At 68.2% G+C, this 14,573-nt stretch carries 14 protein-coding genes, 1 tRNA gene and 1 pseudogene; 5 read left to right on the top strand and 11 right to left on the bottom strand.

The features are described 5' to 3' along the window. Positions 1-6 precede the first annotated feature (6 nt). Together C1746_RS06925 and C1746_RS06920 are read left to right on the top strand one after the other, a co-directional pair. Positions 7-378, top strand: coding sequence for a VOC family protein (locus C1746_RS06925; protein WP_116713908.1), 372 nt, complete (start codon positions 7-9; stop codon positions 376-378). 79 nt (positions 379-457) lie between these two features. Beyond that, complete coding sequence (locus C1746_RS06920) at positions 458-955, top strand: hypothetical protein (RefSeq protein WP_116713907.1); 498 nt, start codon at positions 458-460, stop codon at positions 953-955. 63 nt (positions 956-1,018) lie between these two features. Here C1746_RS06920 and C1746_RS06915 read toward each other — a convergent pair whose 3' ends face one another. The 3 genes from C1746_RS06915 to C1746_RS06905 form a co-directional block, all read right to left on the bottom strand. Then, the gene (locus C1746_RS06915; protein WP_162867471.1) at positions 1,019-1,564 is read right to left on the bottom strand and encodes a hypothetical protein; all 546 of its coding nucleotides are present in this window, start codon (positions 1,562-1,564) and stop codon (positions 1,019-1,021) included. A 15-nt stretch (positions 1,565-1,579) separates the two neighbouring features. Further along, on the bottom strand, positions 1,580-2,212 hold the full coding sequence (locus C1746_RS06910; RefSeq protein ID WP_205711750.1) for an NADPH-dependent F420 reductase: 633 nt from the start codon (positions 2,210-2,212) through the stop codon (positions 1,580-1,582). Positions 2,213-2,422: 210 nt separating this feature from the next. Further along, positions 2,423-2,662 (bottom strand): hypothetical protein, encoded by a 240-nt coding sequence (locus C1746_RS06905; RefSeq protein WP_116713904.1) that lies wholly within the window; start codon positions 2,660-2,662, stop codon positions 2,423-2,425. A gap of 330 nt (positions 2,663-2,992) precedes the next feature. Between C1746_RS06905 and C1746_RS21945 the strand changes: the two are divergent. Beyond that, a pseudogene (locus tag C1746_RS21945) lies at positions 2,993-3,136 on the top strand (VOC family protein); the annotation flags it as partial. Positions 3,137-3,174: 38 nt separating this feature from the next. Here C1746_RS21945 and C1746_RS06895 read toward each other — a convergent pair. Next, entirely contained in the window at positions 3,175-4,254 is a 1,080-nt protein-coding gene (locus tag C1746_RS06895; protein WP_116713903.1) for a thermonuclease family protein, read from the bottom strand. Between the two features lie 116 nt (positions 4,255-4,370). On the opposite strand from C1746_RS06895, the gene C1746_RS06890 reads away from it, so the two are divergent. After that, the gene (locus C1746_RS06890) at positions 4,371-5,270 is read left to right on the top strand and encodes a homocysteine S-methyltransferase family protein (protein WP_116713902.1); all 900 of its coding nucleotides are present in this window, start codon (positions 4,371-4,373) and stop codon (positions 5,268-5,270) included. Positions 5,271-5,287: 17 nt separating this feature from the next. On the opposite strand, the gene C1746_RS06885 is transcribed toward C1746_RS06890, so the two are convergent. The 6 genes from C1746_RS06885 to C1746_RS06860 form a co-directional block, all read right to left on the bottom strand. Next, positions 5,288-6,139, bottom strand: coding sequence for a nuclease-related domain-containing protein (locus C1746_RS06885; protein ID WP_162867470.1), 852 nt, complete (start codon positions 6,137-6,139; stop codon positions 5,288-5,290). A gap of 445 nt (positions 6,140-6,584) precedes the next feature. Then, positions 6,585-8,039, bottom strand: a complete 1,455-nt coding sequence (locus C1746_RS06880) for an SAVED domain-containing protein (RefSeq protein ID WP_162867469.1) — start codon at positions 8,037-8,039, stop codon at positions 6,585-6,587. Next, positions 8,036-8,509: a Mov34/MPN/PAD-1 family protein gene (locus tag C1746_RS06875; RefSeq protein WP_116713899.1), complete on the bottom strand. Its 474-nt coding sequence runs from the start codon at positions 8,507-8,509 to the stop codon at positions 8,036-8,038. Before C1746_RS06875 ends, C1746_RS06880 begins: the two co-directional genes overlap by 4 nt. Further along, complete coding sequence (locus C1746_RS06870; protein ID WP_162867468.1) at positions 8,506-9,945, bottom strand: ThiF family adenylyltransferase; 1,440 nt, start codon at positions 9,943-9,945, stop codon at positions 8,506-8,508. The genes C1746_RS06875 and C1746_RS06870 overlap by 4 nt, the downstream gene beginning before the upstream one ends. Then, positions 9,942-10,931 (bottom strand): nucleotidyltransferase domain-containing protein, encoded by a 990-nt coding sequence (locus C1746_RS06865; protein ID WP_116713897.1) that lies wholly within the window; start codon positions 10,929-10,931, stop codon positions 9,942-9,944. The genes C1746_RS06870 and C1746_RS06865 overlap by 4 nt, the downstream gene beginning before the upstream one ends. 689 nt (positions 10,932-11,620) lie before the next feature. Next, positions 11,621-11,696 (bottom strand) — tRNA-Thr (locus C1746_RS06860). Between the two features lie 183 nt (positions 11,697-11,879). Here C1746_RS06860 and C1746_RS06855 point away from each other — a divergent pair. Beyond that, positions 11,880-13,529 carry a cell wall-binding repeat-containing protein gene (locus tag C1746_RS06855; protein WP_116713896.1) on the top strand — a complete coding sequence of 550 codons (1,650 nt, stop codon included), beginning with the start codon at positions 11,880-11,882 and terminating at the stop codon, positions 13,527-13,529. A 27-nt stretch (positions 13,530-13,556) separates the two neighbouring features. Here C1746_RS06855 and C1746_RS06850 read toward each other — a convergent pair whose 3' ends face one another. Next, a complete protein-coding gene (locus C1746_RS06850; protein WP_116713895.1) occupies positions 13,557-14,549 on the bottom strand; it encodes a helix-turn-helix domain-containing protein in 993 nt (330 codons plus the stop codon). Positions 14,550-14,573: the final 24 nt, after the last annotated feature.

Genomic DNA, 14,573 nt, shown 5'->3' with positions numbered 1-14,573 from the left:
GCGCCGATGGGTTCCGCGCTCTCGACCATCGTCATCGATGCCCACGATGTGGACCGCTTGGTGAGCTTCTGGTGCGCGGTGCTCGGGTGGAGCCGGTCCGAAGCTGTGGAGCCGGACGGCGCCGTCGAGATCGCCGACCCGCAGGCGCCAGGCTCGGTAACCATCCTGGTGCAGCCCGTGCCGGAGGCGAAGACGACGAAGAACCGCCTGCACCTCGACATCCGGCCCCGCGACCGTGACCAGACCGCGGAGCTTGAGCGGCTGCTCGACCTCGGCGCGACCCGCGTGGACATCGGGCAGGGCGAGCAGACCTGGGTGGTCCTGGCAGACCCGGAGGGCAACGAGTTCTGTCTGCTCCGGGCCCGGGTGGACTCGTGATCCCCGGCCTCGGGACCTCCTGCGGCTGACGGGTCGGGTCAGCACGACTCGCAGCCGATTCCATTCTCCCGATGGGTGCTTGCAGATCGACGAGGTTCAGAACCTCGCCGGTGATGCGCTCTCCCATCTGCTGACGATCCTCGGCGACGTGCTGGAGGCCACCACGGACGCCGTCGACGTGACGGGCCAGCCGGTCACCAGCCACCTCCCGGTCCTGGTCCAGCTGTTCGGGCTCCCTAGCTTCCCGGAGCGAGCTGCCGCGGCCGCCGCCACCTTCTCGCCACGCTTCGCGACCGCCTACCTCGAACCGTTCACCGACAGCGAGGTGCAGGCGGTGCTGACGCTCGAGTTCGCTGACGGCTACCCGGTCCTGTCCGACGACGGCCCGGCCGAGGTGTACATGGGCCGAGGGGCCATCGTGCGGTTCTACCGATCGGCTCCACCCTGCAGGCACTCGTCACCAGCACCTCCTGCGCCTGGACCGCGATGGATGCTCCGTCGACTCACTGGCCGTAGCCGCCCACCTACGGACCGGCAAGCGGTGAGCACCGCTACCCACGCGGCGGCACCGGGTTAGGTCGGGGCTCCTCACGGGCCGGGCGACATCCGGAGACCACACCGAATGCCCCGCCAACAGCAGTCACGTCTGATGGGTCGCGGCCCCGAGGGCCACCAGCGATGGCTCGTCCCGCGCGTTGGCCGCGGCGAACCGATCGGGCAGTCGCCGGTCGAGGTCAGCCAACAGCTCACCCGGCGGAGGCCACCAGCGCCCGGACGACAGCCCCGAGACCGTTCGTGCCACGTCCGCATCGAGCGGCACGACGCGGACCGCTGACTGCGGAGCCAGCACGGTGAGGTGGAACGGCGCCTCGCCGGCGGTCAGGTAGTAGTCGGGCAGGTCCAGCACCCCGGCGCGGATGCGCTGCCGTGCCTCCCGGACTGCGACCTCCAGACGGCCCGTCGAGCGCTGGCTGGCGAACAGCTCGGACCAGGCCTGTGCCACCTCGCTCAGCGGGTCGTCAGTGATGACGGTGAACGGCGATCGGCTGCGGCGGACCTCGGCCCAGGTCGTCACGGGATCATCCGTCGCCGCGATCACCCGGAGGTTGGCGCCCGCGACGTCCTGGACGGCAGGCTGAGCCTGCGACCCGACCACGGCCACCACGGTTGTTGAGAGCTGCTGCACGGTTGACCCAGACGCTCAGCTGCTCAACTGCCGGCGAGCCTCCGCACCCGTCACGTCGGCGTTGTACAGCGGCTGTCCGGGTTCTTGCCGCGTGCTCTCCTCCAACGTCCCGGTGTCCACTGGCGCGAAGCCGAGCTCGCGGATCAGGTCAGCGACCGTTGCCTTTGCCTCCTCGTCGTCCCCCGCCAGCAGGATCGCCCGCCGCTCGTCCTCGGGCTTGGTCGTGTCCCCTCGCTCCGCGAGGTGCCGGAACCAGATCGTGTTGAAGGCCTTGACCACGCGGGCGCCAGGCACCTGCTGAGCGACCCAACCGGTCTGGCTCAGCCCACCGAGGTCGATCTGACCGTCGCGGTCGGGGTAGTAGTTGGCGGCGCTGACCAGGATCTTCCCCTCCAGATCATCAGTGGGTAGGCCGGGAATGGCCTTCAGCGGGATGGCCTCCATGACCACCTCACCGAACTGCGCCGCTTCGCTTGCCGTGCCAGCCTGTAGCCGGTCGTTGCCCTCGACAGTCTCTCGCAAGCTGTCCGGCCCGCGACTGTTGGCCAACATGACGTCGTGGCCGGTCGCAGTGAGGAGCGTCGCGAGCGTGCCGCCGATGTTGCCTGATCCGATGATCCCGATGTTCATATCCGCTGGAACCAGCATCGACGGCGGACCATTCCGTCGAAGATCCGCCTCGAGGAGGACGACATCGAGCTTGGGGCAGATGGCTGGGAGTGCCGAGCGCGCCTCGTGGCGGAGCGGTGGCCACGGTGCGGCAGATGCCTGGCTGACTCAGAGCGCTTGACTGCCGATCACAGCACACGACGAACACCGAGAACCCGACAGGACGCCCTCGCCGCGTGCCAGACCTGCTCACGCCCCATAGGCCCGCCTGAGGAGCTCGCGACGCTCGTCCTCACCGATCAGTCCCATCCTCCCGAACGGCGCATCCGACTTCAGCGCCGAGACCGCGTCGGAGGGAGAGGTGAGCACGCCGATGACGGCGTCGGGACCGGCAGCCAGCAGATGGCGCCAGACGTCGGTGTAGCTCCCTGACATCCCATCGAGCGCGGTGACCGCAGCATCGAGTAGTGAGGGATCCTCGGCGACCATCGCGGCCCACCGTTGTGAGACCAGGTCGTGGAACCGGTTGGACGCAGGGTCCAGGGGACCGCCTGCACCGACTTCCCTGCCGCCGAGAGCAGACGCAACAGGGTGGCCGCTTGGGGGTCCTCGGTGGGTGTCCGAGGAGCTGAGCACACCAGCTTGGAAGTCGTATGACCCAGGCAGCCGGGACTCTGACGGGCGGAACGATTCGTCGCTGGCTTCCCCGCTCTTGACCAGTGTGGTCGCTGCCTTCGATGTGGCCCAGCTCGTCAGCTTCTGGTGCGCCGCACTGAGTGGGGCCGGTCCGGAGCCGTCGAGAGCCGGATGGCAGCGTTGGACTACCAGGCCGAGGAGCTTGAGCGGCTGCTCGACCTCGGCGCGACCCGCGTGGACATCGGTCAGGGCGAGCAGACCTGGGTGGTCCTGGCAGACACGGAGGGCAACGAGTTCTGTCTGCTCCGGGGCCGGGTGGACTCGTGATCCCCGGCCTCGGGACCTCCTGCGACAGAGCGGTCGGGTCAGTACGACTCGCAGCCGATCCCGTTCTGCCGGGTGGTGCTGTTGCCGTCCAGTCGGTACGGGTCGTCCTGGCCCGTCAGGTGGACCCGATGGCCGATGTCGGCGCAGTCGAGGTCGGGGCCGATCGGGAGGCATTCCTCGTAGGCCGGGTGACATCCCTCCTCAGCGGCGGGCACTTGGTCTTGCGGCTCAGGCGGCGTGAGCGGCTCGAGCGGCGCGGGGGCCGGCTGTGGTGGGAGCAGCGGCTGCGGTGCCACGGTGGGCGTCCGGTCGGCTGGCTCCGGCGTTGCGGTGGCGACCGCGATCTGGTCGCTGGTGTCCGACCAGCAGGTGGTCCAGAGGCCGGCGCCGGACTGCCTGGCGGTGGCGAACGCCGCCTCCAACTGGTCGGCCTCCTCCGGCGCTTCGTGTCGGTACTCCTCCAGGTAGCGGTCGTCGACCATGCCCTGCTGGGCCATCGTCACGCCGTACCCGCGCCCGTCCGCGAGCGTGACGACGACCACCATGCGGCCGAAGGTCGTCCCGCCGGTCGGCTGGACGGTGAAGCCCTGCTCGAGGAGGGCGTAGCCGGCCTGGTCGGACTCGGCCGATCCGCACTCCGCCGTCTCGGGCGTGTTGATCATCGAGACCCGGTACTCCACGCCGTCGGAGGCGACGAAGCTGTCGCCGTCTATGGGTCGCTGGATGTGCAGCAGGGTCGGGCCGCGCTCCTCCTCCGTCGGTTCCTCAGTCGGTTCAAGCGGAGCGGGATCCGCCTCGTCGGTCTCGGGGGTGTCCGGGACAGGCGAGTCGGCGGCGGAGGGCGTCTGCGCGGGCTGGATCTCCGTGGGAGCGGTGGGGGTCGGAGCCTCCACCACGACCTCGCGCGCGGGCTCGGTCTCGTCGGTCGCGATCGCGAGGGCCACTGGCGCCGTCACGAGGACGAGGAAGGCGAGAGCCCCGTACCGCGCGACTCGGCTGCCGCGCGCGGCGAGCCACGCGACGGGGAGGATCCAGAAGCCGAGCAGCCAGGCGATCAGCCGGACCGGCAGGGGTAGCCGCCCGAATCCCTCCCACACCGCTCGTGCCACTTGGACCATCCAATCCTTTGTCGACGTCGGGACCCGCGACCTTGAGCCTGGGTGGGCACCACGCTCGCCCGTCCGCACGGGCTGGATCGGGGGCGCGACGCCAGCATCCCGGGCAGGATCGTGGCATGTCGAACACCACCGCTGGGGTGACGCTGCTGGACGGCGGCATGGGGCAGGAGCTGGTCGCGCGTGGGGTCGCGGGATCTGAGACGCTGTGGTCCGCCGCCGCTCTGCTGGACGCCCCGGAGGAGGTCCTGGCGGTCCACCGCGACTACATCGAGGCCGGGGCGGACGTCATCACGACCAACTCCTACGCCGCTGGCCGGGACCGGCTGGAGAAGGTCGGTGTCGGCCATCTGTTCGAGCAGCTGAACCGCACCGCGGGAGAGCTGGCCGTGCGGGCTCGGGAGGAGACCCACCGACCGGTCCGGATCGCCGGGTCGCTGGGGCCCTTGCGCGGCACGTTCAACCCGGACGCCGTCGGAGCATTCGAGGAGCTGGTGCCGCTGTACGCCGAGCAGGCGGAGCTGCTGCTCCCCCACGTCGACCTGTTCCTCTGCGAGACGATGTCGACGGCGGAGGAGGCCCGTGCCGCCTTGACCGCGGCCGCCGCGACCGGCAGGGAGGTGTGGGTGTCGTGGACGCTGGCGGAGGAGGGAGAGGCCGGTGCGTTGCGGGACGGCTCGGGGATCGCCGCCGCGCTGGCTGCTGTGGCGGATCTGCCGGTCGCGGCGGTGCTGGTGAACTGCGTCCAGCCGGAGCGGATCACGGCGGCCATGGCTGCGCTGGTTGACTCCGGCCGACCGGCCGGCGGGTTCGCCAACGGGTTCGTCGGCATCCCCGACGGGTGGGTCGTGACCGACGGGCTCCCGGACGCTCGCAATGACCTGGACGCTGCCGCCTACGCCGGTCACGCCATTGGCTGGGTGGACCAAGGGGCCCAGATCGTCGGGGGCTGCTGCGAGGTCGGTCCGGCGCACATCCGCCGTCTACGAGAGCAGTTGGACGTGCTCGGCTCGACGTGACCGCGACGCTGTCGGGCTCAGCCAGCGGGGGGTAGTGCCGCCGCGAGGCTCTGGCCCACCGCCTCTCCGTCCATCCACACCCCGTCCGTGTTCGTGGTCACGAACTTGGGCAGGCGCCCCGGCCACAGGGCGGTGACACCGTCGAGAACGATCGGTCGGGGGATGAGGGACCACTCAGCCGCCACGAGGCACAGGACCCCGATGACCGGAACGTGGGCGAAGGACGGCGGCAGGGCATTCTCGACCACGTCGATCTGCCACCTCATGGCCTCGACCAGCTTGGTCCGGTCCCGGCCAGCGACGTAGAGCCGACGGTCGCTGGACAGCAGCCCACCCTTGTCCCGGACCTCGATCCTCCCCTTGTACTTCTTGGCGTCGATGACGTAGATGCCCGCGTGCCCGACGACGATGTGGTCGATGTTGGCTTTGGATCCGGGCACCGCGCGGTCGTGGAGGATGGTGATGCCGTCGACGTCAGCAAGCACCTCGGCGACGCGCTGCTCCCCCTCAGCCCCGACCTTCCATGCTCGCGTGGCCTGGGACTCCGGGCCGGTCGTGGGCTTCGGCGTCGTAGCCCGCGCCACCCAACCGAGCACCGGGCGGTCGGCCACCACCTGGTCGCGCCACTCGGCGTCAGCCTTTATCGCTTTCTCCGTACGGGCTAGTTCCCGCTCCGATCGACGATGGTACTCGGCCAGTGCGCTGGCCCCGGCCGTCCCTGCCTGCTCTTCTGGCGGCGCCGTCGCGTCCGGCGTCTCATGGCAGGGGAGGCACCACACCTGGCGGGAATCGCGGAGCCAGTAGGCCGACGTTCCGGCGACGATCGTCGTGGCGCAGCCACCACACACATCGTCGCGTCGGATCTTCATCAACTTCGCCACCCCTGGCCTCCCGTCCGTCGTCCAACGTCGGGTCCTTCGGCGGAGGCCAAGACAACCTTGAGCGCGAGCCTGCGTTACGAACTGGAGTCTCCGCACGGTGCGAGCCGAAGACATCCACGATTAGGTCGCTGACCTGCAGCAGGACGTGAACCGAAGCGTTCGCGGTCCCGAGTCCAAAGCCGGTACGCAAGATCGGCCGAGCCGATCCAGTGGCATGAAGGTCCTGGGCATGCGGGGATACCAACCGGTCGGCGCTCGCACCGACGCGTGGCATGGCGACGCTTGGCAGCCCCCACTCGCGCGCATGGCGAACATGCCCGTCTGACCCGTTACTCGCCGACTACGTACCCAGGTTGTCCTCGCGGAGATTTGTCTTTCCTTTAGTCGAGAACGGTGTGTGGGCAACAACGCGTGACGGGCCGGATTCCGCTCCCTAGGCGCCGGGGAAGGTGAAGGTCGGGCTGTACTTGCCTTCCGAAAATTCATAGATCGTCGTCGCGGGCATGACGTTCCACTGATGCCCGAGCATCATTGCGATCCCAGCCGGGCAGAGCATGAAGAGGTGGATGTGGGCATTATCCGCTGCCTGCGCCTCGCCGCGCACGATGTCCCTTGCCCCACGAGACCAGCCCATGGCCCATCCGGGCGACGGCACAGCTGTCGCCGACGGCTTGCCGTGCGGACCAAGCACGATCATGCGTCCGACCGGGAGCCCACTCGACCGGAGGTAGTCCTCGACCTGGGTTGTGGGATCACCCGTCAGGGCGACTGCCAGCGCCACATCGGTGTCACCAGTGATGTCCTTGCGGGCGAGCTCACGAGGAGCGATGTCTTCGGGGATGGTGTCCGTGCTCCACTGCTCGTCCACTTGGTCCATCGAAACGATCCACTTCTTTACCTCGGGGAATGATCGTCCTGCCGCGAACCACATGGGGAGGCGCAGCGCCCCAGCGATGTGGACGCGGCGCACGCGATACGAGGCCAGGGTCCGGGCTGCATCTGTGAACGCCGGACGCACCACGCGGTCCCAGTCGGCGGGGTCCTTGAGAAGCTTGCGGCTGAACGAATCGTCGCCCTCGTGCAGATCGACGAAGTCGAGCCGCAGGTTGGGCGGGGTCGGTGTCGGGTCGTGGTCGATACCGTCAACGGCCAAGAGGAGCGTCCCCGTGAGCGCGAGTAGGTTGCGGTTGGCGACCTCGGCCCGGAGGTCGTCGACGGTTCGCGTGCCGATGCCGTTGCTGACCCAGTCCCGGACAACGTTGACGCCGATGGTCAATGCTTCGTCGTCATCGCGGAGGCCGGCGAGCTGCATGAGTGGCTTGGCATGCTTGTGCCAGTCGAGCTCTGAGCCGGTCTGCTTCCAGGAGAACTGATTGAGAAACGCGGCCAGTTCATCTTTGGTGATACCCAGATGCTGGGCCCAAGCGTCACGCTCCTTCCCGATCTTTGTTCGCGATGAAACGCCCAGCATTCGAGCCGTGTCCACTTTGTCATGCTTCCGATCGAGGAGCTGGCCAAGGAGTGGGTTGTCGTGGTCGAAGCCCCGGTTGGTCCACAGCTCCAAGGAGACCAGCCGCTGATCGGCTGTCAGGCGGAGGTAGGTGTCGTGGAACCGCTGGAGCGGGCTGCGGCTCTTGTCGGATTTTGGCGTCAGTAGCCAGGCCGCGTCGACGATGGTGTTTCCGTAGTTGGAACTCTTGGCTTGGATGTACGTGTCAAGTCCTGTTCGTCGCCGGATGAGGATGTCGTCGAATGCTCCGCCTTCGGGGTCCTCGATTGTCACGCTTCCGATGTCGGGGTCTTGGAGCATCTGGCATGCCCAGTACCAGCCGATGGCGTGCTGGTAGTCGTCGCCTCGGATGGCAGCGGCGCGTGAGGGAAGGGTCATGGAAGCTCCTCGATTCGTGTTGGGATCGCTCTGAGGGGCCGGCCGTGAGCCGTTAGGGCTGTTGGGTGCCATCGTCCGGCACCGCCGGCCGCCAGGACCATCAGGACGACGGGCTTGCCCGTTGTGCGTGCGATTGCCCTGAGCTCCTTGCGGTCCTGCTTGCTGGGCGGGTGCTCTACGGGGTGGGTATGCCACTCGCCTACGTAGCCCTGAAGGGTGTCAGGGGGCAGTTGCGCCAAGGCCGCCTTCAAGGCGCGCTGGGCGGCATCATGACTGCGTTCGTAGTTGACGTAGTGGGCGTGTGGGTCGGGTACCTCGAGCAGTTGCTCCACGTGGATGAGACCGGTATCGCGCCATCCGAGGATGATGCCGCCGGTTTCGCGTGGAAGTCGTCGCTGTCCTGCTCTGAAGCCTTCTCCTAGCGCTCTACGGGTCGTACGAATAACGATTCGTGGTCGTCGCACCCTCATCCACTTTCCCCCACGGGGCCGCACGAGCCGTCACCGGCGACGAGGACATCCAGCACGGTAGGCGGGTACTCGTTGCGACCCGTGAGCGCGTCTACGCAAGCGCCGACGGCTCGCGCTGCCGCCGCAGTGGCTGCCCACATCGGCGCGGGGGAAATGGGGTTGCCGCATCCACCTTCGAACATCAGGGTGGCAACGGCCGTCTCAGGCGCAGCCGGCCGGTGGTCCTCTCCAGGTCGCAGCGGAGCACGATCCACCCTGGCGACCTGCCCCTCTCGGACCAGGCACACACTCACGACCGGCCGGTCGAGCAACCGTGCACCGTCAAGAAGTAGACGGGTCGCCGCCTGGTTGGCCGTGGCGTCGATCACCAGGTCGTGCTTGTTGAGCAGTTCCGTAGCAGCTTCCAGTGTGACCACCGCCTCCCGTTGGATGTTGACGTTCGTCGTCGATGGGCCAGTCCTGATTTGGCGTTGAACGACATCAGGCTTGGGGTGCCCTACGTCTGCGGGTGTGGCTGTGTGACGGATTAGGTTGCCCGGGCGCACGATGTCGTGGTCCACCAGGGTCAGTGTCCCCACGCCCGCCCTGGCGAGTAGACCGGCGACCTGCGACCCGATGGCACCCAAGCCGATGACTGCAACGGCCTTGACGCTGAGGAGGCCACGATCAACGCCTGCGCGTAGCTGTAGCGTGGCGTCGCCATGGTGAGCGGTAGCGATCGATGCCAGGGTGAGGGGCTTGGTGCTGGTGGCCCGCAGCGTCAACACCCCCGCGCTGCCGTCGCGCCAGTAGCGGATCATGACCAGTGGCATGTCGCGGGACCCGACGCGCTTCTCAAGCGCCGGACGGATCGCTGCGACTTCGTCGAGGACCTGTTCTTCGGCGCGCAGCGGTGCCGCCAGTTCGCCGACGTCCAGGATGAGGCAGCCCAGCTGCTTCCCACCCTCCGGGGGTGCCCCGGGCTTCACGGTCCAGACGCTGCCGATGCGGGTGAGGCGTGCAACTTTGCCGATCAGGGGGTCGAGGTCGGGGTGCAGGACGAGGCCCTCGGTGCTGGGCCAATACCGCTCCAGGTCGAGGTCGGGGGTGTCATCGATCCATCCGCGGGCGTCGTGGTCGAGCCAATGCTGGACGCGTTCAACGACCTGTCGCGCTGTCTGCCAGGGTAGTGACCCGCATTCCTCGGCGGCCCAGAGGCATAGCGTGCCGTCGAGTTCCGCATGCCAGGAGAGACCGCCTGTCCCGTCGATGGGCCGAACCTTCGGGGGCTGGTAGGGAAACCCCGGCGGGATGTGGATGTCGACGGGGACCAGACGTCCGTGGTGCTCGACATCTCCTTCGGCTCGCTCAGATGACCTGACGTTGAACCCGACGTTGGCCAAGTCCTCTAGGAACGCCTCGCGTGCTGCCGCGGCCGCCGCCTCCCATGGGCTCACGCAAAGCGCCGGTTCCCTGCCGGGACGTCCTGGTCGCCGGCGGTGGCAGTGGACGACACGGTAGCGACGGCCTTCCTCGTACCGTCGTCGTTGCAGCTCGCAGGCATCGGGAAGACCCACTCGTCATCGGAGTTCTTGCCCAGGACCTCCCGAAAGGCCAACGCGGACCCGCATAGATCGTCGTTGCCCAGAGCGCCCTCGGCCTTGTCGGCGAGCGCCGCGAACTTCCGGGCGGCAGCCAGCAGTTGCGCGTCGGTCACCCTGACCGTGATGTACTCGCCAGGCATCGTGGGGTCCTCCACGTCGCCGCCGTTGACGACTTCGGCAAGTTGGTCGGCGACGGACCGCATGGCGGCGACGAAGAGCGTGGGGAGGTTGTCGCCATCCAGCCCATTATTGAAGGCGTGGTATGTGAGGATCTCGAAGTAGAAACCGCCGGGTCGCCTGTCCAAGTTGGCGCGGCGGCTCTGCCGGATGAGCTTGACGATCGGGACGTACAGGCCGTCGAACGTGCCGTTTATCGTCGAGCTCAGTGTGGTGAGCTTCTCGGGATTGGTCTTCGTCCAGGTGGCTCCCCGGTCTGGGATCTCCCAGTACTCGCCGGCGGGACGGGCAGGCACGGCGTCGACATCGAGGTTGTAATCGGGGAACCCGATCTTGATGGACCGGTCTTGGCGTTCCACTCGGTCCTCACCGAAGGCGTCCTCATGGCACAGGATCTGCTCGAACAGGTCGAGTGCCTCAGGCGCAGTCATGTCAAGCCCGTCCGTGCGTGAGAGCACGTCGACGTCCTTCACCCGGCGGATCGATACGTGCCGCTTGTAGCTGCCGATCAGGACCGTGTCGATGCCCTTGACGACGAGGTCTGGGTGGTTGTCGAGAACATCACGGATGGCCGCGTGAGCCTCCGCAGCGTTGGCGATGTCTTCGGCGTCAGGTTCAACGTTCGAGCAAGCCTTCTCGAACTGGGTGATCAACTGCGCCATGCGTTCCTCCCGGAATCGGACTCTGACTCCGAAGGGTACGGGCGACCTGTGACATGGCATCCAGGAACTTCGCCGGTGGAACTACTGCGAGGTATGCAGTGGCCGGGTAAGGCTGCCAGGCATCGCCATGGCCCCTTGGCGGTCGTGGGTTGCGCGCGAAAGGCCGACAGGGCGGGCCACCTCCACCACTGGAAGAGCGGAACCACGAGCCAGGCACACGGTCGGTCGGCCTTCCGACTACGACGGATGCACTCACAAAGCAGTGGCGACTACGTCCGAGGGACTCGGGCGTGTCCTGCTCCCGAACGTGGGGACCCCTTGATGCAGGCCGACCTACGGGACGGCATACCCTCATCCGCGACGACGCCCGGGAGACCTGCCTCACCCATGGACGCAACACCGAGTCGTTACGCTCCTGACGCCGACCCTGGATGATCGGCCTGGCCGTGCCGTAACGGGGACTATCGAGCGGATCCCGCGACGTCAGGTATCCCCGGATATCAGAGGCCTCGACGGAGGCTACGAGCGATGCGAGGGTTGCGGTCCGTGTCGGCCGCGGCATCAAGGCCTGCGCTCCCCTCAGCCCCGCAGTGGGATCTGACTGGGACGGACCTTGGATCGGCGATCGGCCTGGCTACGCTCACGAGGAGGATGCGAGCCGCGAAACCGCCTCTGACCTGCACGTTCTCTGGAGCCGGGTCGGGGAATCGAACCCCGGACCTATTCATTACGAGTGAATCGCTCTGCCGACTGAGCTAACCCGGCTGGGTGTCCGCCGCGGGGGCGGACGACGCAGTGTACGGCGGCTATCCAGGACCGACCACCGGACCATAACGCGGGCCTTACGGACAGATGATGTCAACCCCGTCGCGGTGGTAGGCGTTGAGTCAAGTGAGCGCACGCCGAACGCGCCCACCCCTCAACCCTCAACCGGAGGTCTGATCTGCCATGCGCCGATCCCTACTCACCATCCTCGCCATCATCGCGATGACCGCCCTCACCGTCCCCCTCGCCGGAGCCCAGGAGGGCGAGCCACCCCCCTTCGGTGAGCGCGACCCGCTCCTCACCAACCGGCTCGCCGGGCCCGAACGGATCACCACCGCCGTCGACGTCTCGAACGAGTACGCCACCGAGCGGCGCGAAGCCGTACTGGTTCGCGCCGACCTCTTCCCCGACGCCCTCGCCGGCACCGTCCTGGCCACCGCCGCCGATGGGCCACTGCTCCTCACCAACGGCGATGGCCTCTCCGACGCCACCGCCGCCGAGCTGACCCGGGTCATGGCCGCCGATGGCACCGTCTTCCTGGCCGGCGGCACCGACGCCATCTCCAACCAGGTCCAGGCCGAGGTCGAGGCCCTCGGGTTCGCCACCCAACGCGTGGCCGGGTACACCCGCTACGCCACCGCCGTCGCGATCGCCGAGGCCGCCAACGGAGACGGCGACCCCACCCGCATCTACATCGCCGACGGCAACACCTTCCCCGACGCCCTGACCGCCGGCCACACCGCCGCACGTGACTTCGTGGCGACCACGATCCTCACCGACGGCACCACCATCCCCGCCGAAACCCAGGCCTACCTCGACGCCCACCCCGAGGCCGAGACGATCGCCGTCGGCCAGGTCGCCGCCGACGCCCTCGAGACCGACACCCAGATCGTTGGCGCCGACCAGTACGAGACCTCCCGTCTGGCCGTTGAGTTCCTGCCGCCCACCGGACCCGAGGAGGACAACCGCGTCGCCATCGCCTCCGGCGAGAAGTTCCCCGACGCACTCTCCGGCGGCACCCACGCCGCCCTGACCGAGCAGCCCATGCTGCTGGTCGACCCAGCCGGCCTGTCCGACTCCACCACCGAGTACCTGGCCGCCAACCCGCCAAGCACCATCACCGTGTACGGCGGAACCGCTGCCATCCCGCTCGACATCACCCGTGAGGTGGCCAGCCAGCGCTTCGACGCCGACACCATCCAGGGCTCGGTCTACATCAACAACGAGGCCCCCGTCGCCGCCGAGGTGTGCCAGACCAGGGACAACACCATCTTCCTGACCTGGGCCGACAGCACCATCACGTTGGAGGCCGACGCTGAAGCCCAAGTCGTGGCGATGGAGCTCGCCAGCCCCGACCGCTCGGCGCGGACGACCACCATCACAGACGTCCAGAGCAGCGCCGACGACGTCGCTGCCATCGGTGGCACCTTCGGTGGCCCGAACACCGACGGCATCCGTGAGATCACCGTCTCCTACAACGTCGGGCTCGGCCTCTGTGACACCGACAACGGCCCCATTGGCCCCACCAATGCAAGCGTCCAGATCAACGACGAGGAGCGCATCGACGCGAGGGCCTGCCAGGAGGCCGACGATGACATCCGCCTCCGCTGGTTCGAGAGCAGCCTGACGCTGGACCTCGACGACGAGCTGCAGGTCGTCTCCATGGAGCTTCTGGCCGCCGGGCGTGACGGCACCTCTCTCGCCATCGATCGGATCGACAGCGGCGCCGACGACGTCGACGCCTTCTTCGCGAGCTTCGACCCGGAGACCACCGAGGGGGTGGAGAAGGTCGTGGTCACCTACAACGTCGGCCTCGACCTCTGCTCCAGCTAGCACCCAACGGAAGCACCCCGCGACCACCTACCCCGTCTGTCCACCGAACGCGCGTCGGTGGGCCGACGGGGTCGTGCCGCGTCGTTCGCGCATCGCGTGGCGGAGGGTGTCCGTGGCGCCGAAACCGGAGCGCTTGGCGACCGCCCCGATAGTCATGTCGGTGGTCTCGAGGAGGCGCTCGGCGTGCTCGGTCCGTCGGTCCACCAGCCAGCGGTGCGGGGTCGTGCCCGTCGTCTCGGTGAAGCGGCGCACGAACGTGCGGGGTGACATGCGGGCCTGCCGGGCCATCACCCGGACGGTGAGCGGCCGGTGCAGGTTCTCCACGATCCAGTCCAGCAGACCGGTCAGCCCATCATCGCGATGGCCGCCAGCGACGGGCCGCTCGACGAACTGGGCCTGGCCGCCCGTCCGGTAGGCCGGCAGGACCATCCGTCTCGCCACAGCGGCGGCGACCGCAGAGCCGTGCAGTTCACGCAGGAGGTGCAGGCCCGCGTCGATCCCGGCGGCTGCCCCGGCGCTGGTCAGAACCGGTCCGTCGGTGACGTACAGCGAGTCCGGCTCGACCCGCACCTGCGGGTAGGCCCGCCGCAGTCGCGCGGTGAACTGCCAGTGGGTCGTCGCCCGACGGCCGTCCAGCACTCCGGCGCCGGCCAGCGCGAACGCGCCGGTGCAGATCGACATGACCCCCGCCTCGCGCGCGACTGCGGAACGCAGGACCTCGCAGAACTCACCTGACGGCGGAACCTCCAGACCGGCCCACCCGGGCACCACGACCACGTCCGACTCCTCGGCCGCGGCCAGGTCGTGGGTGGGCGTCACCCACATCAGGGAGGTCGTGGCCAGGGGCCCAGCCTGGGCAGCGCAGACCCGGAAGTCGTACGTCGGCAGCCCGTCGTCGGAGCGATCCAGGCCGAAGAGCTGGCAGGCGATCCCGAGTTCGAAGGCCAGGAGCGGCGGCTCCACCAGCACCGCCACGACGAGCCGCGACGGGGTTGGCAGCTTGTTCCGGTCACTTGTCATCTCTGCCAGTGTCGCCTCCGCCGC

This window comes from Euzebya tangerina (genome assembly GCF_003074135.1).
Lineage (GTDB): Bacteria > Actinomycetota > Nitriliruptoria > Euzebyales > Euzebyaceae > Euzebya > Euzebya tangerina.
Note: the sequence above shows the minus strand (reverse complement) of the source record. Positions and strands in the feature narration are given on the sequence as shown.